Source organism: Streptomyces sp. NPDC047315 (assembly GCF_040643215.1).
In the GTDB taxonomy this organism is placed as follows: Bacteria; Actinomycetota; Actinomycetes; order Streptomycetales; family Streptomycetaceae; genus Streptomyces.
Map to the genome: position 1 here is coordinate 1 of NZ_JBEYTZ010000013.1, position 24048 is coordinate 24048.

The following is a 24048-nucleotide window of genomic DNA, read 5'->3' on the forward strand; positions in this document are numbered from 1 at the left end:
ATCCTGGCCCGCTACGGCGTGCACGCCACCTTCTTCTGCGTGGGCCTGCACGTGCACGCCCTCCCCGACGAGGTGCGCCGGATCGTGGACGCGGGGCACAGCCTCGGCAACCACACCTGGTCACACCCGTTCCTGCCGGATCTGAGCCCCCGCCAGTTCCGACTCCAACTGGAGCGCACCGACGAGGCGTTCGACCGCGCGGTCGGCCGGGTCCCCACCATCTTCCGCCCGCCGTACGGCGCCCGCACCCCGGAAACCCTGGCCGAACTCCACCCCGACGGCCCCGCCCTCGCCCTCTGGGACGTCGACTCCTGGGACTAGGCCCGCCCCGGCCCCGAGAAAATCGCCCGTACAGTACTGGACCACGCCGGCCGGGGCTCCCTCGTCCTGATGCACGACGGCGGCGGCGACCGCCGCCAGAGCATGGCGGCCCTACCGACCGTGATCGAGGGCCTGCTGGAGCGCGACCTGCACTTCGTGTCGGCGGACGCACTGCTCGGCGTGGCAGAGGTGAAGGGCGCGCGCCGCGGCGACCGGCGACCGCAGTGTCGCACCCCGTTCCCGAGGAGGACTTCGGATGCGCAGCGTGACCTACTCAATGAACGTCTCACTTGACGGCTACATCGTCGGACCGGATGGAAGCTTCGACTGGACCGGGCCCGACGCGGAGGTGTTCCGCTTCTGGATCGACGAAATCCGGGAGGTCGGCGTCCATCTGTTGGGACGACGGCTGTACGAGACGATGCTGTACTGGGAGACCGCCGATCAGGATCCGTCGCTCGACGAAGCGCAGCAGGAGTGGATCGAGCTCTGGAACCCGCTTCCGAAGGTGGTGTTCTCCAACACGTTGTCGGCGGTGCAGGGCCGTGCCCGCCTGGCCTCCGGCGGGCTGGCGGAGGAGATCGAGCGGTTGCGGGCCGAGCCGGGGGAGGGCGACATCGCGATCGGCGGAGCAACTCTCGCCGCCGAGGCCGCCGCGTTGGGCCTGATCGACGAGTACCGGACCGTGGTCTACCCGGTGTTGGTCGGCGGTGGCACTCCGTTCTTCCCGCGAGATGAGCGCCGAGTGGATCTCGAACTCGTCGAGACCCGCACCTTCAACTCGAAGTTCGCCTACCTCCGCTACCGCGTGGTGCGGCCCGCCACGCGCTAGAAGTTGCTGGTGCAGCGCGTTCCGTTGCCGTTCGTCTGCTCCGTAGCTCCCGTCGGAATGCCGTGCCGGGACAACCTCGGGCGATCCGTCCCCCTCTCCATCGGGGGGAGGGCGGTCTGGGGAGTCCCAGGGCCCTGAAGCAGGACCGACGACGAGGAGACATCATCGTGGGACAGGTCTCACGCGCGCTGACGGCTGCCCTGGCGGTCGTGGCGCTGGCAGCGGTTGCGCCCGGGGCGGCGCACGCGCAGCCGACCGCCGAGTCCATACCCGGCGCTCCCCCGGGAACCTCGGGGGAGCGTCTGCCGGAGGGATGGCGGGTCCAGGGCGGTCAGTTGGTCTGGAGCTCGCCGGAGCCCGTGGGCACGGGCGGCGCCCTGGTCGAGTTCCGCTCGGGGAAGCGGCCCCTAGGATTCCCGAAACCCTCCCCCGACCACCGCACCTTCCGGCTCCCCCTCGAAGCGGGGAAGGTCGGACCGCTGAGCGAACTCCAGGTGGTCGCCGGTTCGCGACGGCTGGACGCCGCGGGGGCCGACCGGGCCAAGGGCCAGCGGCGCGCGCCCGCCGCACCGGCGCCCGAGGCCCCGCTGCCCGCCAACCCGGTCGACCCCGGTGTCGCCGGGAAGTACCGCACCACCAGCGGTGAATACGCCCTGAAGTCGATACGGCTGCCGGGTTACGCCCAGCCCGTGGAGATGCGCGCCACGGTCGTCGGACCGACGGACGCGCCGGGGAAGCGACCGTTGGCGCTCTTCCTCCACGGCCGCCACGGCACCTGCTACAAGCCCGGCGACAGCCGCGCCGTCATGCAATGGCCGTGCGAGCCGGGGACGAAGGAGATCCCGAGCCACCGCGGCTATCTGCACGACCAAAAGCGCCTGGCGTCCCAGGGCTATGTGACGGTGTCCATCTCCGCGAACGGCATCAACGCACAGGACCACGACGCCGCCGACCTCGGAGCCCAGGCCCGCTCGTCCCTGGTGCGCCAGCACCTCGCCCGCTGGGCCCAGTGGAGCAAGGACCTCGCGAAGGCGCCCGGAGCGGTGCGCGCGACGAAGCCCGCCGACCTCTCGAAGGTGCTCCTGGTCGGCCACTCCCGGGGCGGCGAGGGCGTCAACCGGGCGGCCCTTGACAGCGTCTCCCCGCCACCGCCCGCCGAGGACGGCCTCCGGGGACCGGTGAGCTGGCGGATCCGCGGCACCGTCCTCATCGGCCCCACCATCTTCGGCCAGAACCCCGCGCCCGACGTGCCCTCCATGACCATCCTGCCGGGTTGCGACGGCGATGTGAGCGACCTCCAGGGGCAGATGCAACTCGACGCGGCCCGGGGCATCGGCCGGGGCACGGCGCTGCACAGCGCGGTGTACATGGTCGGCGCCAACCACAACTACTTCAACACGGAGTGGACGCCCGGCCAGACCGAGGCGCCCGCCTCCGACGACGTCTGGGACGATCAGAGCCCGGTCTGCGCGGAAGGCGCCAAGCACCGGCTGAGCGCCCAGCAGCAACAAACGGCGGGCACCACCTACATCGCCGCCGCCGCACGCCTCTTCCTCGCCGGCGACGACCGGGTCCGCCCGCTGCTCGACGGCTCGGGAGTGCGCGCGCCCTCGGCCGACCCCGCTCGGGTCCTCACCCACGCCGTCGGCGGCAACCGCACCCCGGCGATCCTGCCCGACACCCCCCTCTCAGTGACGAACGGGCGCGTGTGCCAACAGGTGACGACCGACAGCACGCGGGCCTGCCGGTCGGAATCCGACCTCGGCTTCTCGCCGCACTTCGCCACCTGGATGGACGCCCACGACGAACCGGGCCGCAACGCGGTCACGGCCCGCTGGAGGGAGCCGGGCACCCCGGTCCGCCTGACGCCGAAGCGCGCCTTCTCCCTGTCCGGCTCCGACGCCCTCGCCCTACGGGTGATCGTGCCGCCGAACAGCTCGGGCACCCGGCTCGACATCGCCCTCACCGACACCTCGGGCAAGCGGGTGAAGCTCGGTCAGGTCACCGTCGACGGCCTGCCCGGCTCCGAGTGGACGACCGCGCACTGGGCGCGTGAGCGGCGCGTCCCGCTGAAGGCCGCCACCGGTGCCGGTGTCGACCTGAAGCGCATCCGGTCCCTGGAGCTGACCCCGCGCAGCGGCTCCGGCGAGCTCTGGCTGATGGACGCCTGGGGCTGGCGCCCGGGTACCCCGGTGGTGCGCCCCGCTGCGCTCCCCCGGGTCGACGTCGGCAGGGTTACGGTCAAGGAGGGGGACTCCGGCACCCGCACCCACCAGGTGTCCGTCCGGGCCACCGGCAAGGGCACCGGCGTGATCAAGCTGGCTGTCCTCGACCCGAAGACCCGGGAGTCCACGGTCCGCACCGTGACGGTGCGAGAAGATCGCCCCGTGGACGTGTCGATCACGGTCAAGGGCAACTCCCGCTACGACATCGACCGCGACCACGCGATCGCGGCCAAGGCCGTGTGGGGCACCTCGGTCGGCGGCGCCCTGGGGGGCTTGCTCGTCCGCAACGACGACCCCGCACCCAAGGTGACCGTGACCCCGGTCGCCGACTCGGTCACCGAGGGCCAGCAGCTCAGGTGGAAGATCCAACTCTCCGAGCCCGCCGACGTCGACATCGAGACGCCGTTCTCCTTCCTGCCGGTGGGCGAGGGTACGGAGTTGTCCACCAAGGACGTCGACAAGGAGTGGCTCGCCAACCTCGGGATGGCCGCCGACCCGGAGCGCCCCCTGTCCGCGGACGGCTCCTTTTTCTGGCCCTCCGTCCCCCCGGGCGGGACCAGCACCGAAGTGTCCGTGCCGACGATCACCGACGCGCTGACCGAGCCGGAGGAGACGCTGCGGACGCAGATGCACGCCTTCGACGAGGAAGGCGATCCGGTGGGGGGCCCGGTCTTCACGGGCCGGGTCACGGACGCGCCCCGGCGCTGACGCCCGGACTGCGCCCCCGCGCCCCGCGCTGACGGGGCGCGCGACGGCACCGGCTCCTGTCACGGAGCCGGTGCCGTCGGCGTACGACCAGGTGTGCGGGCTCCCGGCCCGGCCGCCGTCAACGGCCTTGCGCCGGGAGTCCGTCCGCGCCTCAGGAGGCGCAGACGGTGTTCCGCGCTGGCAGAGTGCCGTCCAGCAGGTAGTCGTTCACGGTCTCGTTGACGCAGTCGTTCGGGTAGTAGAGATAGACCGCGTGGCTGCGGGCGGGAACCGTCACCAGCTTCGATCCGCGCATCGCCCGGTGCATCCGGAGCCCCGACTCGTACGTGGTGCGGGTGTCCCCCGTCGCCTGTATCTGGAGCGCGGGCACCTTGTTGTTGATCTCCGTCGGCTGCTCACGCGGCTTCTCCTTCCAGAAGGCGCAGGGCAGCGGCACGTTCGTCACCGGGCCGAAGACGGGCTGCGACGTCCGGGACCGCTCGACCGCCTTCCAGTAGTACTCGGGATCGCGCGGCATGACGGCGTCGGCGCAGAGCACCCCGAGTTGGGCGGCGTAGTCAGCCGCCCGCCCCGTTCCACGGGCGTCGAACATCATGTCCAGGAACTGCTTGAGGGCCGGGGGCACGGTGATCGGCTTCCCCGCGGCGGCGTCCAACAGGACGCGCAGCGCTCGCGCGACATCGGCGTTCCCGGTGTCGTCGGTGATGAGGCTGAAGAGGACGAGGGGCAGATCGTGCTGGGTGACGCGGTGGGCGCCGACGCGGATCGGCTCGGTCCCGGCACTGCGGATCAGGCCCTCGACTGTGGCGCGCACCGTAGCGGCGGTGGTGCCCAGACCGTACTCCCGGTCGCGCGGGGCGGCCCAGCGGGCGAAGTCGTCGAGTGCCTCCTCGTTGGCGGGCCCCATCTTCTGCACCATGGCGAAGCTGTGGTAGTCGGCGGGGCCGGGAGCGCTGTCGAGGACGAGGCGGTCGATCCTGTGGGGGAACATCTGGGCGTACACCGCACCGAGGACCGTGCCGTAGGACTGGCCGAACCAGGAGGTCTTCCGTTCGCCGAGCGCGCTGCGGACGACATCCACGTCCCGGGCGATGTTGCGGGTCGAGAGGTGGGGCAGCACGTCGGGGTACTTGTCCCAGCACGTCCGGGCGTCTTCGCGGGAGAGCCGTACGGACTCGTCGAATCCGGCCCGGTCCGGGCCCGGCGCGTGCAGCCACATCCCGCGGGTCAGCCCGCAGTCGACGGGGGTGCTCTCGCCCAGCCCCCGGGTGTCCATCCCGATCACGTCGTACGCCGCGGCCACCTCGGGCGTCATCTTCGCCTTGATCTCGGCGGGCAGGGACAGCCCCCGCCCGCCGGGGCCACCGGGATTGCTCTGAAGAATGCCGCGCCGCTTCTCGGGATCCGTCGCCTTGATGCGCGATATCGCAACGGCGAGGGTGCGGCCCTCCGGCTTGCCGTAGTCGAGCGGAACGGTGACACGGGCGCACTCGGTGCCGCTCCTTGCGAGCGAGGGATCTTGACACTCCGTCCACTTCACGGACTGCTTCCGGAAGCGTTCGAGACCGTCCCCGCCACTGGAGGGCGAGGCGACCGCGGTGTGCCCCGCGGTCGTCATCACCGTGGCGAGCGTGAGGGCGAGGGCCGCTGCTGACGTGGTGTTCTTCATGGCCCATACGCTAGAAGTGCCGTGATCCGCTTCCCATGGTGCAGATACCCCTCCTACCCTGGGAGCTGGCTACACCACGGGCTCAGCGAACCGCGCCGGCGCTCCGGCGTACGTACCCAACGGACCTGGGGCGAGCCAAGATTCGAGGGTGGAGATGTCCGACGTCACCCGTGCGATCGCGGCTGCGCTGTCGGTCGCTGCATCGCTCGACCTGCCAACCGACGACGCGATCGTGCTCCACGATTCGAACAGGCTGGCGCTGCGGCTGACGCCGTGCGACATCCTCGCCCGGGTCGCCCCCGTGGAGCACGCGGAAGAGGTCGTTGCCAACCGGGATCTCTCGCCGGAACTCGCCGACGCGGACCGCGTGTTCCTCAGCGGCAGGCTGGCAAGGCTGCGACGGGCGATCGACGACCGCGGCGCCGTGGAGCAGTTCCACGGCGAGCCGCATCCAGGCAATGTGCTCAGCACGAAGAACGGCCCGATGTTCATCGACCTTGAGACGTGCTGCCGTGGCCCCGTCGAGTTCGATCTCGCCCATGTTCCCGAGACGGTCTGTGAGCACTACCCGAACGTTGACCGACGGCTGTTGGACGAGTGCCGAGAGCTCGTTCTCGCGATGGTCGCAGCGTGGCGTTGGGAGCTTGGCGGCCAGTTCCCGAAGGGGAGGCGATTCGGCCAAGGAGGACCTGCGCGCTCTGCGCGCAGGTCCTCCTTGGCCGACGCTCGACACGATGAACAAGCGGCTGGACGGTCTGTAACGGGGCACCCGGCGCTCCCCCGGGGACGGCGGCATCGGGCGGCCGATCGTGTCGCGCGAAACCGTGCGGCCCCGCACCCTGCCGGTCACGGGCCGGCGGCGGTCACCGAAGGCCGGAGAGCACCGGACGAGGCGAGCAGTTGCGCGACCGGATCGGTGCTGCCCGACGCGGCCAGTTCCTGTACGAGCTCGCAGTTCCTGGTGATCCGGTCGGAGATCCAGGCGCGCAGCCATGCGGACAGCCGTGGCAGCGGCAGGTCGGACGGGGCCAGTCCGGCGAGGACACAGCCGGTCGCCGCCGCGCCTCCGACGTTGACCACCACGTCCGGCAGCACGACGTGGCCGGACTCCCGCAGCAGCCGGCGGGCCGGCCCGGTGCAGCTCATGTTTCCGCCCTCGACCACCGTGCCCGCACGGGCCGCGGGCACCGCGTCCTCGTCCACCGCGCCGGCGGACGCCGCCAGCACCAGTACGTCGGCGCCGAGGTGCAGCCAGGCCCGCTCTGATCCGTGCATCCGCACCGTCGCGGGCAGCCGTGTCCGGTCGATCGTGCCGTCGCCGTCGGTGAGCGCGATGAGCTCGGTGACGGGCAGTCCGCGCGGGTCCTCGACCGTTCCCCGGACATCGGCCACCGCCACCACCCGGTGGCCCCGGGCCGCCAGGTGGTGGGCCACCGCGCGCCCGACGGTGCCGAACCCCTGGATCACGATGCGCTGCGGGGCCCGGGTACCGGCGGCGCGCAAGGCGCCGAGTACCGCGACGGCCACTCCGAACCCGGTGATGTCGGCCATGTGGTTCCACAGTTCGGACCAGCCGACGGTGAGCCGGGTCGTGCCGGTCCGGCGGGTGATGTCGTATCCGGCGGCCTCGAAGGCAAGCTGCCGATCGGCGTAGGTGGTGCCCTGGTCACAGCCGAGGTACACCCCGCCGTGCAGCAGCGGCGCCGCCGCGCGGCCGAAGGCCCGCATGAGTCGCGGCCGGTCGCCGGCATCTGCCGGTCCGGGTCTGATGCCGGCCTTGGCGCCACCGATGGGAAGGCCGACCAGCGCCAGCTTCTGGGTCATGGCCCGGGCCAGACCTGCCAGCTCCGGCTCGGTCACCGCCGTGGTCATCCTGGTCCCGCCCATGGCCAGTCCGTCGACCACGCGGTCGACGACGACCCATCCCCGCGCGTCGCACCCCGGCATGTTCAGCGTGGTGGAGAGCAGGGGCGGGATCTCCTTGGCCGGACCACGCTGTGGCAGTGTCCGGTTCATCGCGCTTCCGCTTCCCCGGTGGTCCGCAGCCGCAGGCTCCGGGGACGCATGTCGGTCCACACTTCATCGATGTGCGCGAGGCACTCGTCCTTGGTGCCGTGCACGCCGACCTCGTACCAGCCGGGGGGCGACTCCCGGCCACCGGCCCAGATCGAGTACTGCTCCTCGTCGTTGACGACGACCTTCCACTGCTCGGCCGTTGCGTCGGTCATGTGATGGTCTCCCGTATCGGTGAGTAGGGGCGCCGCCGGGACGGCGGGCGGGTGGAACTGGTACGGACCGGCGGCCATCGGGGCGTGGGAGCCGGTGCGGCAGCGGTCGAAGGCGTCAAGCCACGCCGGCAGGCTGCCCGCACGCAGGAGGCCCGTCCCGATGAGCACACCTGCGAAACCCTCCCGGACCAGCCGGGCGGCGACTTCGGGATGGTCGATGCCGCCGGCGCTGACCGGGCAGCGCGTACCGGAACGCAGTACCGCGGGCAGGAGTGACGTGCTGCGCCCGATGTCCGCCCCGCCGCGCTCGCGTTCGACGATGTCCTTGTTGTTCACTGCGACCACGCAGTCCTCGGCGTGTGGCACGCGGCGGATCTCCGCTTCGTCGGCCACCTCGACGAACGGGGTGAGCCCAAGCGCCAAGCCGTGGTCGACCAGGTTGCCCAAGGTGGAGCGCGGCAGCAGCGCGGCGGTGAGCAGGACGGCGGACGCACCGCTCTCCCGGGCCTGGAGCAACTGGCTGCGGCGGGTGATGAAGTCCTTCTGCAACAGCGGCAGATCAGTTGTCCCGGCGACCTCGCGCAGCAGTTCCTGGGTGCCGCCGAACCACTGACCGGTCACCACGGAGAGGCAGGCGGCACCGGCGTCCCGGTACCCGGCGGCGATCCGGGCGGCCGATCGGCCGCCGAACAGTTCGCGACCGGCGGAGTCCCTCCGTTTGATTTCCATGATCACCGGCCGGTGGGCACCGAGGAGTGCCTCAATGAACGTCGTCACCCGGCCCCCTTCCGGTCGTCCGCCACGCGCCAGCGCCGTCCCAGGGCCGTGACCCGGCCGGCCCTCAGCCGTCCGCCGGGGTCCCTGGCCGCCGTGTCCACATCGATCCCGAGGAACAGGGGGTGCTCCGCCACCGCCAGGTACTCCTCGCGGCTGTCGCCCGACACACCACCGGCGAGGAGAAAGGGCCGCGACAGCCGGTCCACGACCTCCATGACGGCCCTGCGGTCGATCCGGTGCGCGGTGCTGCCGATCCGGCCGTCCCCGGCCACCGCATCCAGCAGGAAGACGTCAGTTCCCGCCCGTTCGTACGACGCGATCAGGGAACGTTCCACGCACCCGTCCGCGCCCAGGTGCAGGACCTTGACGACGGTGAGTTCCGCGGCGTTCTTCAGTGCTCGGAGCATGCCCGGCGGCTGGTAGCCGTGCAGTTGGACCCAGCGCACCCGTGCGCTGGTGGCCGCCGCGCGGAGAGTCTCCGCGTCCTGGAGGAAGGTGACGAGTACGGGACGCAGCCGTGCGGTGCCGTACGCGGCCCGCGCCAACGCCGAGAGCTCCGCCACCGTCAGGTCCGCCCGGCCGCCCGGGATGCCGTGCCACAGGCCGACGAGGTCGGCCCCGGCCGCGCCGAGCAGTTCGACGTCCTCGGTCGAGGTGGCTCCGCAGATCTTGACCAGCATCAGAGGTCACAGCCCCAGCAGGGACGCGACGCGGTTGCGCTGGATCTCCGAGGTGCCGGAGTAGATCGGTCCGGCCGTCGCGTCGCGCAGGTCCTTCTCCAGGCCGTGCTCGGTCAGATAGCCGTTGCCGCCGAAGATCTGCACGGCCGCCTGGGCGGAGGCGAGGTTGCTCTCGCTGGCGATCAGCTTGCTGACGGCGACGTCCCTGGTGACGTCCTCACCGTCCATCATCCGGACCGCGGTGTCGTAGAGCCATTTGCGGGTGGTGTCCAGGCCGATCCGCATGTCCACGATCTTGTTGGCGATCGACTGGTACGAACCGATCGGCCTGCCGAACTGGGTCCGCTTCCGCGCGTGTTCGACGCAGCGGTCGAGCCGGTACCGCATCTGCCCGGCGCTGACGGCGAAGGAGCACAGGACCTCCCACTTCATCACGTGGTCCAGGATCGGATAGCCCGAGCCGACCCGGCCGATCACGGCGGACGAGGGGACGCGGCAGTCGTGGAAGTGCAGCGTGCCGAGCGGCGCGGTCCGCAGTCCCATGGTGCCGACGGGTTCGCCGATGACCAGCCCCGGGGTGCCCCGCTCCACGGCGAAGGCGGTGATGCCGAGCGGCCCTCCGTCCGGGTGGGTACGGGCGTAGATCACGAACACGTCGGCCACCGGGCCGTTGCTGACGAAGGACTTGCTGCCCCGCAGGACGAAGCCGTCGCCCTCGCGCGTCGCCGTCGTCCGCATGGCCAGCGCGTCGGATCCGCTCCCGGCCTCGGTGATCGCGTGGGCCCCGATGGTCGCACCGGAGCAGATCCCCGGCAGCAGGCGCCGCTTGAGCGCCTCCGAGCCGAAGCGCTGGAGGGGGACTCCGGTGCTGACCATGTGGGTGGTGACCGCGAAGTTCAGTCCGCCGTCCCGGCATCCCTCGCCGAGTCCCTCCAGCACGTACATGGTGGTGAGCAGCGACCGGCCGCGCCCACCCCACCGCTCGTCGAAGGGGAGTCCCAGGATCCCGGACTCCCGGACGGTCCTCCACTGCTCCCGCGGAAAGACGCCCTCGGCGTCCCGCTCGGTGTGGCCCGCGCTCAGCGCGTCGTACCGGCGGCCGAGGTCCCGGCGCAGGGCCTTCTGGTCGGCGTTCCATCGGGTCATGTCTCGGTCCTGTCAGTACTGGGAGAAGTCGGACGGGTCGAGGCTGTGCCGTTCGTCGCCGCGCAGCGCGGGCGAGAACACGCACACCAGTCGGAGGTCCTCGTCCCGTCCCGCGACGAGGAAGTGCGCGTCGTGCCGGTCGAGTGCGTAGAACGTGCCGGGCTCGATCCGATGGGAGGTCCCGGCGGAGTCCACCACCTCTCCCGTGCCCCGGATGCAGTAGCAGGCCTCCAGGTGGCGCCGGTACTCCAGTCGGGACGTGGTTCCCGCGCGCACCGTGGTGTCGGTCATCGAATAGCCCATGCCGTCGGCTTGGAGCAGGAACCGGCGGCTGAGGCCGTTCCCCCAGTCCACGGTCTTCACGTCGTCGAGTCGCCGGACGATCACGGGGTGTCTCCTGCCTGGTGGGCCGAACGGGTCGACAAAGGGATAAGGGATCGCACGAAGGCGTGGAGTTCCTCGACCACATCGGCTTGTGCGGCGAGGGCGTGCTCGATGCGGCTGACCCCGGCGCTGCCCACGACCGCGGCGTCGGCGCCGAGGTCGCGCACCGCGGCGATGTCCGCCCGGGTACGAATGCCGAACCCGACCGCGATCGGCACGGTGCCGGTCTGTCGCAACGCGGCCACCGCGTCGGCGAGTTCCCGGCGGCTGGTGGTCGGGACGCCGCCGCTGCGGCCGTAGTGGGCGACCAGATACAGATAGGCGGAGGCGTACCGGGCGGCCTCGGTCTTCACTTCGGCCGTCGACGCGGCGTAGCAGGTGGCCACCACGGGCAGCCCGGCGGCCCGGACCGCTCGGCGGTATCCGGTCCGCAGCCGTGGCGGCAGACCGTGGAGGAGCAGTCCGTCGGCGCCGGAGTCGGCGACCCTGCCCACGAAGTCCGGCAGGCTCAGGGGTCTGACCGTGTGGCTCCAGTCGGCCAGCAGTGCGATCCGCAGATGCGCGAGCTGCGGCCGGATCCGGGCGAGGAAGTCGACCACGTCGTCGAGCCCGACGCCGTCGGCCAGGGCTCGTGCCGCTGATCGGCGGTTGACCGGGCCGTCGGTGACCGAGTCGGGAAAGGGCACCGCCAGTTCCAGGCAGTCCACCCGGCGGTCGTCGAGCATCCGCACGACGTCGGCCAGTACGGGCAGCGGCGGGTCACCCGCGTTGAGGAACATCGCCAGGCCGGTCCGGTCCGGCGGGCGTGCTGCGAAGAATCCGCTCACCGCAGGCCCGCCGCCGCTGCCGTGTGGGTCCGCAGTCGGTGGACGAGGTCGAGCGCGGCGCCGCCGCGCAGGGCGTCGGTGGCCGTCGTGACGGCCTGCGTCCACTCGCTGACGAGACCACTCGCGACGGCCATTGCGGCGGCGTTCAGGCACACGGTACGGGCCGCGAGGTCCTGCCGGTCCCCGGAGAGCACGTCGAGAAAGTGCTCCACCACTGACTCGGCGGGGTCGGCCGGCCGCAGTTCGGCGATCGTGCCGGGCTCCGCGCCGAGCGCGGTGGCTCTCAGGTGGATCTCGCCGAGGCCCTCATTGGTGTGGATGACGTTGTCGACGCCGCTGACCAGTTCGTCGATCCCCAGATCGTTGGTGCACAGCCAGACCCTCCGGTCCGTGACGGTGGCGGCGAACTGTCGCAGGCTCGGCAGCAGCGCGGGGTCCGAGACCCCGACGAGCTGGGCTGAGACCGGCATCGCGGCCAGGAACGGCCCGATCGAGTTGATGAAGCCGCCGAGCGTCCGCAGCTCCATCGGGAGGATTCTCCGGGCCAGCAGCGTCAACTCCCGCGGGTAGACGAAGCCTCCAGCGAAGGCCAGACCGAACTGCTCCAGCGTCGCTGTGGTCTGCTCGTACGAGCCGGTCAGTCCGATGCCGAGCCGTTCGAGCAGGTCGAACGAACCGCAGGTGCCCGAGTAGGCACGGGAGCCCGTCTTGACCACGCGGACGCCCATTGCTGCGGCGGTGAAGGCCGCCGCGGTGGAGATGTTGAACGTATGCGGGCCGCCTCCGGATCCGACGATGTTGACCGTGTCGTCCAGCCGTGTGACGGCTTCCGGGCGGCGTTCTTCGAGCGAGCGGAGGAACCCGCTCAGCCCGTCGTGATCAGGCATGCGGGTGGACAGGGAGGCCAGCAGGGCCACTGCCTCGCCGGAAGGGAGTCCGCCGTCGCGCAGTTCGTCCCAGAAGGACCGCCACATGCTCTGCTCCAGGGGGCGATCGTGGGTCAGCAGCGCGCGGAGCACCTGGTGCACGGTCAGCCCGCCTTCGGGTGCCGCTGATCGGCGCGCTCGATGAAGCTGCTGATCGCGCTGACGGTGCGGAAGCTGTCCGGGGCGAGGTCGATCTCGTCGGCCGGCAGGTCGAACCGGTCCTCAAGCCATGCCAGGGTCTTGAGCAGACCGAGGCTGTCGATGACCCCGCCTGCCACCAGGTCGTAATCGGGGTCCAGTTCGTCGCCCCCGACGTCCGGCAGGAATTCTTCGACGATGAACTGGGTCACCAGGGCGGTGTGTTTCACCTCTGCTGTCCTTCGCTGGGCTGTGACGGGTGGGGGTGTGCCGCGATCAGCGCGCGGTCGATCTTGCCGGTGGAGGTTCTCGGCAGGGGGTCGTCGACGATCCGCAGGGCCGAGGGGATCGCGGTGGGGGAAAGCCGGTGGGCGCAGTGGCCGCGCAGTTCCAGACTGTTGAGCCCACTGGACGGTCTCCGCCGCACCTGGCACCGCAGCAGGTGGCCGGCCACCGCGTCGGGCACCGCCACCACCGCCGCCTCGACCACGTCCGGGTGCTCCTCCAGGACGTGCTCGACCTCGCGGGTGTTCACTCGTACGCCCCGGACCTTGACCTGGTGGTCGCTTCGGCCTTCCAGGACGATCCGCCCGTTCTCGTCGCGGTGTACGAGGTCGCCGCTGCGGAAGTAGCGCAGCCTCTCCTGCCCCTGGTGGCGGATGGTGAACCTGTCCGCGTTCTGCTCCGGGTCGAGATAGCCGTCGGTCTGGAACGGCGTCGTGACATACAGCTCGCCGGAGCCCGGTCCCGTCAGGGTCTGGCCATCGGCTCCGACGATCACGGCGTGCACCCCGGGCAGCGGGCTGCCGATCGGCAGCCGGCCCGACGGTTCGGTACCGTCGATCTCGTACAGGAAGCTGTCATTGGTCTCGGTGCAGCCGTAGACGTTGTAGAGGCGCGCGTCGCCGAACAGCCGGGGCAGTTCGGCGAGGAGCCGAGGGGGCGTGTGGTCGCCGGTGAGGATGACGTGGTCGACCGTGTCGATCCGTCGGCCGCACGCCGTGGCCGCGTCGGCGAGCAGCCCGAAGAACATCGGCACCGCCTGGACGACCTGGACTCCGTACCGCTCCACCACGTCCAGAAGACTGCGCGCCCGGGTGACCTGCGTGGGGTCGACCAGGACCACGCGTCCTCCACGCTTGAGGGTGGTCCAGATGTCCAGCAGGCTCAGATCGAAGTTGAGCGGGGCGTAACTCAGCACCGTCGTCCCACGCTCGATGCGGAACCTCTCGCCGGCCCAGTCGGTGAAGCGGTCCACCGCGCCGGTGCGCAGGGGAACGACCTTCGGCTGCCCGGTGGAGCCGGAGGTGGTGAACATGAAGGACACATCGCGGCCCGGCCCCGCCGGTCGTGGCTCGGTCGATCCGCTCGGGCGCAGGGAGAACAGCGATTCGGGCCAGGACTCCGGCGGGCCCTGCGGCGACAGGACGTACCGGCAGCCGGCCCGCTCGAACAGTCCCTTCACCGTTGCCGGGGGGAGCGTCGGCGACGGCAGGAGGAAACTCCGGCCCTCCATCAGGCAGGCGAGCACCAGAGCTATCGCCGGTGGCGACTTCTTGGCGAGGACGCCGATCGGTTTGTCCCGCTCCGGCGCGAGCCTGGTGATCCGGGCGCGCTCCCGGTTCGCGAGCGCGTGGAGTTCGCGGTAGGTCGTCTCTTCTCCGCACCAGACCAACGCCGGATCATCAGGGTGACTGGTGGCGTGGGAGACAAAGGAACTCACCCAATTCTGTGCCCTCGACATGACTTCCCTGAGTTTGTGCGCCGAGCCCATTCAATGGACACATTTGACGCGTTCATTCCTACTGCCGATCCCGCACAGAGGAGTTCTTTCCGTTCATTCCCCGGCATCACGAGAAATACCGTGGAGACATGCCTGACCGCCTGACGCTCTGACGTATGCAACGTCGACGCATAGGCGTTGACCGGCGGGTACGCCGCACTCTCCGTGATCGACACCGGAGACGAGTTCTCCACATCGGACGCAGAACACAGCGGCGGCGCTCGGCCATTGCGATGCTATCCGCCAAACCCGTCCGGGCGGCGCAAAGATTTCTTGACGCCCCGCCCACCCTGTTTGATCTTGCCGGGCGGAGCGGGCGTCGACTAGCGTCCGCCGTACTCTTCGCCCCAGCAAATCGACGGGGCTCTACCCGCGTATTGAGATTTCCGATCGCCGTGAAAGGTGTACCGCCCATGCCCGGCCCCGATCGGAGCGCGGACGCTCCGACCATGTTGTCCTTCGCTCAGCAACGACTGTGGTTCCTCGACCGGCTTCGGCCGGGCCGGCCGGACCACAACGTGCCGACCGCGATTCGTCTGCGAGGCCGACTGGACCAAGGGGCTCTGGTGCTGGCACTCACGGAGGTCGTGCGGCGGCACGAGGTGCTGCGCGGCAGAATCGTCGTCGTCGACGACAGCCCGTACCAGGCGACGGCGCCGGTCGAGAGCTTCACGCCGACCGTGACCGACCTGACGGACCTGTCCGCCGCACACGCCCACGAGCAGGTGCGGGAGTTGGTGGCCCGCGACGCGCAGGCCCCGTTCGACCTCGGGTCCGCGCCGATGCTCCGCGCCCGGCTGATCCGGGTCGCCGACGAAGACCACGTGCTGTCCCTGGTGATCCATCACATCGCCGTCGACGGCTGGTCCCTGTCGGTGCTGTGGCGGGAGTTCTCCACCGTCTACCGGGCCGCCGTCAGCGGCCGGGAGGCCGACCTCGCGGAGTTGTCGTTGCAGTACCGGGATTTCGCCCGCTGGCAGCGGAGCACCCACACCGGATCGGCCCCGCAGGGTCAACTGGAGCAGTGGCGGAGGCAGTTCGCCGGGCGGATCCCGTCGGCGTTCCCCACCGACCGGCCGCGCCCCGCACTGTGGTCCGGCCGGGGTGACCAGGTGGACATCGACGTGCCCGGCGAACTGTCAGACCGGATACGGGCATTGGGGCAGGCCCACGACGTGACGCCGTTCATCACCCTGCTGGCCGCCTTCCAGGTCCTGCTCGCGCACCACTCGGGAGTGCCCGATGTGCCGGTGGGAACACCGATCTCCGGACGGACCCGGATCGAGGTCGAGCCGCTGGTGGGGTTCTTCGTCAACACGCTGGTGCTGCGTGCCGATCTCTGCGGTGATCCCGGTTTCGGCGAGGTGCTGGACCGGGCCCGCCGATGCGCGGCAGATGCCTACGCCCATCAGGACGTGCCCTTCGAACGGCTGGTGGAGGAGGTGGGGCCCGAACGCGACCTCGGCCGGCATCCGCTGTTCACGGTCATGTTCCAGCTCGACGAGGCGCCCGCGCTCCCCTCCGGCCTGCCCGGACTCACGGTGAGCGCCCACCCGGTCCCCCACAACGGCGTGAAGTTCGACGTCGAGGTGTCCCTGACCGACCACGGCGACCACTTCTCCGGCGTTCTCCGCTATGCCACGGATCTGTTCGACCACCACACGATGGAACGGATCGCCCGGGAGTACCGATCGCTGCTCGACCGGCTCGTCAGCGACCCCGAGCGGCCGATATCGGCGTGGGGCCCGCGACTCGGCCCGGAGGTGGGCGAGGTGGTTCCCCCAGCGCGGCCCGACACGGTCCCGACCGCCACGGCCCTGCCCGCCACTGCCCCGTGCCGCCGGGACGGGTCCCCCACGGAGACCGAACTCCTCGTCCTCGACGTCTGGGCCGGGGTACTCGGCGTCACCCCGGACAGCGTGCACGCAGACTTCTTCGCGTGGGGCGGGCACTCCTTGCTCGTGTCGAAGGTCATGTCCCGGCTCAGCAGGGCACTCGGCCTCGAACTGCCGCTGGCCCTGCTGTTCCACCACCCCACCGTCACCGAGCTGGCGCACGCCATCGAAGCGGAGCTGACCCGGGACCTCGTCAGCACTGGATCCGGGCCCCAGCTGTCCCCCGCCGGAGAGGGCCTCCGACGATGACGGAACAGCAAAACCGCCTCCGGCCCGACACGCAGGCCGGTACCGCGTCGACCGTCGGCCGGGCCCTGCTCGACCAGCGCGTCCGCGCGGCACGAAGGATCCTCGCCGACGACGGCGGGGCGACCACGGTGCCGCCCCGCCCCCGGGGCGCGGAGGTGGTGTCGTTCACCCAGGAACGCATGTGGCTGGCCGAGCGTCTCCTCGACGGCCCCGCGCAGTACAACGTCCACGCGGTCTTCCGGCTGCGCGGCCCCCTGGACGTGGTCGCCCTCACGGACGGCTTCTCGCATCTGGTCCACCGGCACGACGTGCTGCGCACGGCCTTTCCCGAACAGGACGGACGGCCCCGTCCCTCGCTCTGTCCCGTGCGACCGTTCGAGCTGGACACGGTGGACCTCCGGGCCGAGCCCGCCGACCGCGGGACGCAACGGGCCCTCGAACTCGTCCGCACCGAGATCCGGCGCCCGTTCGACCTGACCCGCGCCCCGCTCCTGCGGGCATCACTGATGCAGGTCGGCGAGAACGACCGCTTCCTCACCGTGGTCGTCCACCACATCGCGGTCGACGGCTGGTCGATGTCCCTGCTGTGGGACGAGCTGTCGGCGCTGTACCGCAGCCGGCTGGAGGGCCTGGAGCCCGGACTTCCGCCGCTGACGCTCCAATACGCGGACTTCGCCCACTGGCAGCGGATCGAACTCGCCGGTGACAGGGCACGACGCCAGCTCGACTACTGGCGCGACCAGCTCGCGGACGTGTCCGCCCTGGACCTGCCGACCGACCGCGCACGCGGGCCGGTCCGCTCGGGCCGGGGCGAACGGTTCGCCTTCGAGGTACCGGCAGAGCTGATGGACCGGTTGCGGCTGGTGGCCCAGCGGCACGGCGCGACCCTGTTCATGACCCTGCTGGCCGCCTTCCAGGCCCTGCTCGCCCGCTACAGCGGACAGAGCGACATCGCGGTGGGCACTCCGGTCGCCGGCCGGACCCGGCCGGAACTCGATCCGCTGGTTGGCTCGTTCATCAACACGCTCGTCCTCCGCACCGACCTCGCGGGCGATCCCGGCTTCGCCGAGTTGCTCGGCCGGGTCCGGCGGACCGCGGTGGACGCCTACGCGCACCAGGACGTCCCCTTCGAACAGATCGTGCGGGAGCTGCGGCCGGAGCGTGCCCCGGACCGCAACCCGCTGTTCCAAGTGCTGTTCGCCCACATGTCCGACCCCGACGCCGGACTGCGGCTGCCAGGAGTGGAGGTCGAGCAGATCGACATCGACAACGGCACCGCCAAAGTCGATCTCAGCCTGGTGCTGGCCGAGCGGCCGACCGGCACGACCGGCGCCTTGGCGTTCGACACCGACCTGTTCGACCGCGCGAGCGCGCGGCGGCTGACCGGTCACTACCTACGGCTGCTTGAGAGCGCGGCCGACGATCCAGAACGCCCCGTCTCACGGTTGGACCTGCTCACCGAGGCCGAGCGCGAGCAACTGCTGGTGCAGCTCAACGACACCGCCGAGCCCGTCCCCCCGGACCTGTGTGTGCACGAGCTGATCGAACACCGGGCCCGGCTGGACCCCGAGGCGGTGGCGGTCCGCTGCGGTGACCAGCGGCTCACCTACGCCCAGCTCGACCGGGACGCCAACCGGCTGGCCCGCCACCTCCAGGCCCGGGGGGCAGGGCCGGAACGCCTCGTCGCCTTGTGCCTGCCGCGCTCGGCAGAACTGGTCGTGGCACTGCTGGCCGTACTCAAGTCCGGTGCCGCCTATCTGCCGCTGGACCCGGAACTGCCCTCCCAGCGGCTTGCGTTCATGCTCAACGACGCCGGGGCGACCCTCCTGCTCACCCGGCGGTCGCTCGCCGACCGGCTGCCGCAGACCGGCGCCGTGACCGTGTGGCTGGACACCGAGGCGCAGCTGATCGCGACCCAGCCCGAAGGACCGGTACCGGCGCTCGTGCGGCCCGGTAACCTCGCGTACTCGATCTACACCTCCGGTTCGACCGGCCGCCCCAAAGCCGTGCTCGTTCCGCACGAGGGTGTCGTCAACTACCTGGTGGTCCGCGGGCGGCAGCTGGACCTGGGACCGTCCGACGTCGTCGCCTCGGTGGCCTCGATCTCCTTCGACGTCCTCGTACCCCAGGTGTTCATGCCCCTGGCCCGGGGAGCGAGCGTGGTCATCGCCCCGGCGGAGGTCGCCGTCGACGGGCCACGGCTCGCGGAGATGCTGCACCGCTTCGCCGTCACCACCCTCATGGCCACCCCCGCCACCTGGCTGCTCCTGCTGGACAGCGGCTGGCGCGGCGGCAGGTTCCAGGCGATCTGCGTGGGCGAGCCGCTCCAGCCCCGGCTGGCCCGGCGGCTGCTCGCCGTCGTCTCCACGCTGTGGAACGGATACGGTCCCACCGAGGCATCGGTCGGCTGCGTCACCCACCGTGTCGACGCGGAGCGGGACCTCGATGCCTCGGGTGCCTCCGTAGCGATCGGCCGCCCGCTCGGCAACCTCCGGATCCATCTGCTGGACCGGGCCGGGGCTCCGGTGCCGCTCGGAGTGCCGGGTGAGATCCACATCGGCGGAATCGGAGTCACCCGGGGGTACGCCAACCGGCCGGGCCTGACCGCCGAACGCTTCGTGCCCGACCCCTACCGCAGCGGTCAGCGGCTCTACCGCACCGGAGACCTGGCGCGGTATCTGCCCGACGGCAGCCTCCGCTTCCTCGGCCGGACCGACGAGCAGGTCAAGATCCGGGGGTACCGGATCGAACTCGGCGAGATCGAGGCCGCACTGTGTTCGCGGCCCGGTGTCGCGAGGGCCGTCGTCACGGTGCGCGGCAGCGGCCCCGACGCCGAACTGGCCGGATACGTGGTGTGGCAGGACCGCGCCGGTGATCCGGCGGCCCTGCGGCGCTCGCTGCGCGGGACGCTGCCGGACTTCATGGTCCCCACGACACTGACCGCACTGGACCGGATCCCGCTGACCACCAACGGCAAAGTGGACCGCGAGGCCCTGCCCGCACCCGCCCGCTCCGGTCCCGACGGGTGCGCACTGCCCCCACGGGACCTGCTGGAACTGCGGATGACCGGGATCTGGGAACGCGTGCTGGGCACGCCGCGGGTCGGCGTGCGGGACAACTTCTTCGAGCTGGGCGGTCATTCGCTCCGGGCGGTCGAGCTCATGACGGCGATCCGGCGTGAACTCGGCGTCACCGCACCGCTCAACGCGGTGTTCCGCCACCCCACCGTCGAGGGCCTGTGCGCGGAGCTGCCCACCGCGCCAGAGGCCCTGCGGCAGCCCGTGGTCCCCCTCGCGGAGGGCGACCGCGAGCAGGCTCCGCTGTTCCTCGTGCATCCGCAGAGCGGTGACGTCTGCTGCTATCTGCCCCTGGCCCGGCGCCTCGGAGCGGGACGGCCGGTCTACGGCCTGGAGGCGGTCGGCTACAACACCGACGAGCCGCCCCTCGTCACCGTCGAACAGCAGGCTGAGCGCTACCTGAAGGAGATGCGGGCCGTGGCACCCGAGGGTCCGCTGCTCCTGGCGGGCTGGTCCTTCGGCGGTCTGGTCGCCTTCGAGATGGCCCGTCTGCTGGAGCGGGAGGGGCGCCCACCGGAGTTCCTCGGCATCATCGACGTCGGGGCACCCGGAACCCTGGACGGGTCCGGCGTCCCCAGCGGGAGCGAGGCGGCCCGGTTCGCCATCGCCTCCGGTCTGCCGACCGCGGACGTCGGTGACCTCGGCGGGCAGGACGCCATCCCCCTGCTGCTCCAGGACGCGCACCGGCGGGAGCGACTGCCCTCACGGGTTCGCGCCGAGCAGATGCGGCGCATGCTCCGTGTCTTCACAGCCAACGGGAATGCCGTCCCCGGCTACCGCCCGACTGCACGGCTGAGCACGTCGATCCACTTGTTCCTGAGCACCGAGGCCCGTCCCGGGCTCGGCAACCCGGTGGTGGTTCCCGAGCAGTGGCGGCGCCACACCGAAGGGGAGCTGGTGACGGTCGACGTGCCCGGCAACCACCACGACATGCTGTCGCCGCCGCACGTCGCGTCCTTCGCCGACACGCTGTCGGCGGTCCTGGACGGGCCCGGAACCCAAAGGACGGTCGCGCCGTGAGCGTCGCCGTCGATCTGCCGTTGTCGTCCGCACAGTCCGGGATCTGGTTCGCCCACCAACTGCGGCCCGACAACGCGGCCTACAACACCGGCGAGTACCTGGACATCCCCGGCCCGATCGACGCGGACCTGTTCGAGCGGGCGCTGCGGAGGGTGGCGGACGAGACCGACGCGATGCGCGTACGACTCGTCGCGGGTGCCCACGGGCCCCGACAGTTCGTCGCACCGCTGCCCGGCTGGTCGCTGCACCGCGCCGACCTCAGCTCGGCACCCGATCCCCGGCGGGCGGCGATGGCGTGGATGCGCGCCGATCTGTCCACGCCGGTCGGCCTCACCCGCGATCCGCTGTTCCGTCAGGCGCTGTTCAGGATCGCGCCGGAGCGCTTCCTCTGGTACCAGCGCGCCCACCACGTCGTCGTCGACGGTTTCAGCATGTCGCTCATCGCACGGCGGGTGGCCAGGGTCTACACCGAGCTGGTCGAAGGCGCCCGCGACTGCGGTCCGCCTGCCGGTGGACCGCTGAGCCTCCTCCTGGAGCGCGACGCGGAGTACCGCACCTCGGAGCAACGCGAACGGGACCGGGCGTTCTGGTTGGCGCGGCTGGCCGACCGGCACGGTCCCACCGCCCTCACCAACCGGTCGGCGGCGGCCTCCGGCGGCTTCCTCCGTCGTACGGACGGCCTTTCCGCCCCGACCATGGCGGCGTTGCACCGGACCGCCCGCCACGCGGGAACGAGCTGGCCCACGGCCGTGATCGCGACGGCCGCCGCATACCTCCACCGTCTGACCGGTGAGCGGGACGTCGTACTCAGCCTGCCGGTGACCGGGCGCACGGAGGCTTGCGAGCGAGCCGTCCCCGGGATGGTGGCGAACGTGGTGCCGCTACGGCTGCGGGTCCAGCCGGCACGCGACCTGTCCGCCCTGGTGCGGCAGACCGCCGCGGAGATCGGCGCCCTGCGGCGGCACCAGCGGTACCGGGGTGAGGACCTGCGCAGGGAATTGAGCCCGGACCGGCCCGGGCAGTCGGTGTTCGGCCCGGTCGTCAACATCATGTCCTTCTATTACCGGCTGGAGTTCGCCGGCGTCCGGGCCACCGCCCACAACCTGTCCAACGGGCCGGTGGAGGATCTGTCGATCTCCGTCTACGACCGGTCCGAGGGCACGGCGCCGCGCATTGACGTGGACGCGAACCCGGCGCTGTACTCCGAGGCCGAACTCACCGCCCACCAGCGGCGGTTCCGCCACTTCATGGACACCGTCACCGCCGCTCCGGCCGGTCCGATCGGTGACACGGACATCCTCACCCCCGAGGAGCGGCACCGGACGGTCGTGGCGGTGAACCGCACCACGCGACCGCCCGCGCGGACGACGCTGCCCCAGGCGTTCGCGGCCGTACTCGCCCGTACTCCCGGCGCGACAGCGGTGGAGTTCGGCGGCACCACGCTCACCTATGCCGAGCTGAACACCCGCGCCAACCGGCTGGCCCACCGGCTGATCGCCTTGGGGGTGGGCGCGGAGAGCACGGTGGCCGTCCTCATGGAACGCTCCGCCGACGTCGTGGTGTCGGTGCTCGCCGTCAGCAAGGCCGGGGGCACCTACGTGCCACTGGACACCCGGTCCCCCGTGGCCCGTCTGCGTCTGATCACGGCGGAGACCGGTACGGCCGTACTGCTCACCCATCGGGCCACCCAGGACCACGAACTCGCCCGTACCACACCGGGCGTCGTCGTCGACGCCTCCCCCGGTCCCGCCGGGGAGGCGGTCGGCGACCCGGTCGTCCCGCTGCGTCCGGACCAACTGGCGTGTGTCCTGTACACCTCGGGGTCCACCGGCGCACCGAAGGGCGTGGCCCTCAGCCACCGCAACCTCATCAGCCTGACCTCGCAGCGATGCTGGCGGAGCGGGGGCTCGGGGCCACGGGTCCTGGCGCACTCCCCGCACGCCTTCGACGCGTCGAGCTACGAGTGGTGGGTTCCCCTGCTCAACGGGGGCCGGGTGGTGCTGGCCCCGCCCGGTGAACTGGGCCTCGCGGACTATCACCGGCTCCTCAGCGAGCACCGGATCAGCGCGCTGTGGCTGACGGCCGGGCTGTTCCGGGTGCTGGCCGAGGAGTCCCCGGAGTCACTGGCCCGGGTCGGCCAGGTGTGGACCGGTGGCGACCTGGTGCCGGCCGATGCGGTACGGCGGGTGTTCGACCGGTGTCCGGACACCGTGGTGGTCGCCGGATACGGACCGACCGAGGCCGCCACGTTCACCACCCGGAGCGTGCTGCGCCCCGGACTGGCGGTGCCCGATGCCGTTCCCCTCGGCCGTCCGATGGACGACCGGCGGGTGTACGTGCTGGACGAGCGGCTGTCGCCGGTGCCACCGGGGGTCGCGGGTGTCCTGTACGTCGCCGGCGCCGGGGTGGCGCGCGGATATCTGAACGACCCGCGGTCAACCGCTCGCCAGTTCCTGCCGTGCCCGTTCGGCGGACCGGGCGACCGGATGTACCGGACGGGCGACGTGGTGCGCTGGAACGTCGACGGCGAACTGGAGTTCCTCGGCCGGTCCGACGGGCAGATCAAGATTCACGGCTTCCGCATCGAGTTGGGCGAGGTCGAGGCCGTGCTGGCCGGCCATCCCGGCGTCTCCCAGGCGACGGTGATCGCCGACACGGGTACCCCGGGCGACAGCCGACTGATCGGCTACGTCGTGCCGGCGGCGGGCTCTCGGCCCGATCCGACCGCGCTGCGGGACCACGCCGCCGCGGCGCTCCCCGACTACATGCTGCCCTCGGCGATCGTCCTGCTCGACCGCCTTCCCCTGACTCCCCGCGGCAAGGTCGACCGGGCAGCCCTGCCGAAGCCCGACATCGCACCGGCACCCTCCGGGCGACGACCGGAAACCCAGCCGGAGCAGGACATGTGTGCCCTCTTCGCCGAGGTGCTCCAACTGCCGGCGGTGAACGCCGACGACAGCTTCTTCGCGCTGGGCGGGCACTCCCTGCTGGCCACCCGGCTCATCAACCGGGTGCGGGTGAGGTTCGGCCGCGAACTCACCCTGGGCTCCCTGTTCCAGGCGCGCACCCCGGCACGTCTGGTCGAAGCGCTGGACAGCGCCCCGGACGCCGCGGCGATACCGCGCCTCTCCCTCTGATCCCCCTCTCGCACAGCAAGCACAGA

17 protein-coding genes and 2 pseudogenes are annotated in these 24048 nt (G+C 71.3%); 8 read left to right on the top strand and 11 right to left on the bottom strand.

Features of this window, described 5'->3' with window-relative positions:
* From ABZ842_RS17150 to ABZ842_RS17165, 4 genes are all read left to right on the top strand, one after another.
* On the top strand, positions 1 to 321 hold a 321-nt coding region (locus tag ABZ842_RS17150), incomplete at its 5' end, for a polysaccharide deacetylase family protein (RefSeq protein ID WP_361537503.1).
* Positions 322 to 390: 69 nt separating this feature from the next.
* Positions 391 to 615 (top strand): hypothetical protein, encoded by a 225-nt coding sequence (locus ABZ842_RS17155; RefSeq protein ID WP_361537504.1) that lies wholly within the window; start codon positions 391 to 393, stop codon positions 613 to 615.
* A complete protein-coding gene (locus ABZ842_RS17160) occupies positions 578 to 1153 on the top strand; it encodes a dihydrofolate reductase family protein (protein WP_361537505.1) in 576 nt (191 codons plus the stop codon). Before ABZ842_RS17155 ends, ABZ842_RS17160 begins: the two co-directional genes overlap by 38 nt.
* A gap of 167 nt (positions 1154 to 1320) precedes the next feature.
* The gene (locus ABZ842_RS17165; protein WP_361537506.1) at positions 1321 to 4086 is read left to right on the top strand and encodes a hypothetical protein; all 2766 of its coding nucleotides are present in this window, start codon (positions 1321 to 1323) and stop codon (positions 4084 to 4086) included.
* Between the two features lie 151 nt (positions 4087 to 4237).
* Here ABZ842_RS17165 and ABZ842_RS17170 read toward each other — a convergent pair whose 3' ends face one another.
* A complete protein-coding gene (locus ABZ842_RS17170) occupies positions 4238 to 5755 on the bottom strand; it encodes an alpha/beta hydrolase (protein WP_361537507.1) in 1518 nt (505 codons plus the stop codon).
* 154 nt (positions 5756 to 5909) lie between these two features.
* Here ABZ842_RS17170 and ABZ842_RS17175 point away from each other — a divergent pair.
* Positions 5910 to 6516: pseudogene (locus tag ABZ842_RS17175) on the top strand (phosphotransferase).
* An 85-nt stretch (positions 6517 to 6601) separates the two neighbouring features.
* On the opposite strand, the gene ABZ842_RS17180 reads toward ABZ842_RS17175, so the two are convergent.
* The 10 genes and pseudogenes from ABZ842_RS17180 to ABZ842_RS17225 all read right to left on the bottom strand — a co-directional run bounded on the left by ABZ842_RS17180 (position 6602) and on the right by ABZ842_RS17225 (position 14635).
* Positions 6602 to 7771 (bottom strand): Glu/Leu/Phe/Val dehydrogenase dimerization domain-containing protein, encoded by a 1170-nt coding sequence (locus ABZ842_RS17180; protein WP_361537508.1) that lies wholly within the window; start codon positions 7769 to 7771, stop codon positions 6602 to 6604.
* Complete coding sequence (locus ABZ842_RS17185; RefSeq protein ID WP_361537641.1) at positions 7768 to 7983, bottom strand: MbtH family NRPS accessory protein; 216 nt, start codon at positions 7981 to 7983, stop codon at positions 7768 to 7770. The genes ABZ842_RS17180 and ABZ842_RS17185 overlap by 4 nt, the downstream gene beginning before the upstream one ends.
* Before the next feature lie 147 nt (positions 7984 to 8130).
* Positions 8131 to 8760 (bottom strand): annotated as a pseudogene (locus tag ABZ842_RS17190) (indole-3-glycerol-phosphate synthase); the annotation flags it as partial.
* A complete protein-coding gene (locus ABZ842_RS17195) occupies positions 8757 to 9440 on the bottom strand; it encodes an N-(5'-phosphoribosyl)anthranilate isomerase (RefSeq protein ID WP_361537509.1) in 684 nt (227 codons plus the stop codon). The pseudogene ABZ842_RS17190 and the gene ABZ842_RS17195, both read right to left, overlap by 4 nt.
* A 6-nt stretch (positions 9441 to 9446) precedes the next feature.
* Positions 9447 to 10586 (bottom strand): acyl-CoA dehydrogenase family protein, encoded by a 1140-nt coding sequence (locus ABZ842_RS17200; RefSeq protein WP_361537510.1) that lies wholly within the window; start codon positions 10584 to 10586, stop codon positions 9447 to 9449.
* Between the two features lie 12 nt (positions 10587 to 10598).
* Entirely contained in the window at positions 10599 to 10973 is a 375-nt protein-coding gene (locus ABZ842_RS17205; RefSeq protein ID WP_361537511.1) for an ectoine synthase, read from the bottom strand.
* Complete coding sequence (gene trpA / locus ABZ842_RS17210) at positions 10970 to 11797, bottom strand: tryptophan synthase subunit alpha (protein WP_361537512.1); 828 nt, start codon at positions 11795 to 11797, stop codon at positions 10970 to 10972. Before trpA ends, ABZ842_RS17205 begins: the two co-directional genes overlap by 4 nt.
* Positions 11794 to 12825, bottom strand: a complete 1032-nt coding sequence (locus ABZ842_RS17215; protein ID WP_361537513.1) for an anthranilate phosphoribosyltransferase — start codon at positions 12823 to 12825, stop codon at positions 11794 to 11796. The genes trpA and ABZ842_RS17215 overlap by 4 nt, the downstream gene beginning before the upstream one ends.
* 2 nt (positions 12826 to 12827) lie before the next feature.
* Positions 12828 to 13091, bottom strand: coding sequence for a phosphopantetheine-binding protein (locus tag ABZ842_RS17220; protein WP_361537514.1), 264 nt, complete (start codon positions 13089 to 13091; stop codon positions 12828 to 12830).
* Complete coding sequence (locus ABZ842_RS17225) at positions 13088 to 14635, bottom strand: AMP-binding protein (RefSeq protein ID WP_361537515.1); 1548 nt, start codon at positions 14633 to 14635, stop codon at positions 13088 to 13090. The genes ABZ842_RS17220 and ABZ842_RS17225 overlap by 4 nt, the downstream gene beginning before the upstream one ends.
* A gap of 458 nt (positions 14636 to 15093) precedes the next feature.
* Between ABZ842_RS17225 and ABZ842_RS17230 the strand changes: the two genes are divergently transcribed.
* The 3 genes from ABZ842_RS17230 to ABZ842_RS17240 are packed head-to-tail and all read left to right on the top strand — an operon-like array spanning position 15094 to position 24022.
* On the top strand, positions 15094 to 16788 hold the full coding sequence (locus ABZ842_RS17230) for a condensation domain-containing protein (protein ID WP_361537516.1): 1695 nt from the start codon (positions 15094 to 15096) through the stop codon (positions 16786 to 16788).
* The gene (locus ABZ842_RS17235; protein ID WP_361537517.1) at positions 16785 to 20885 is read left to right on the top strand and encodes an amino acid adenylation domain-containing protein; all 4101 of its coding nucleotides are present in this window, start codon (positions 16785 to 16787) and stop codon (positions 20883 to 20885) included. Before ABZ842_RS17230 ends, ABZ842_RS17235 begins: the two co-directional genes overlap by 4 nt.
* Positions 20882 to 24022 (top strand): amino acid adenylation domain-containing protein, encoded by a 3141-nt coding sequence (locus tag ABZ842_RS17240; RefSeq protein WP_361537518.1) that lies wholly within the window; start codon positions 20882 to 20884, stop codon positions 24020 to 24022. Before ABZ842_RS17235 ends, ABZ842_RS17240 begins: the two co-directional genes overlap by 4 nt.
* Positions 24023 to 24048 lie beyond the last annotated feature (26 nt).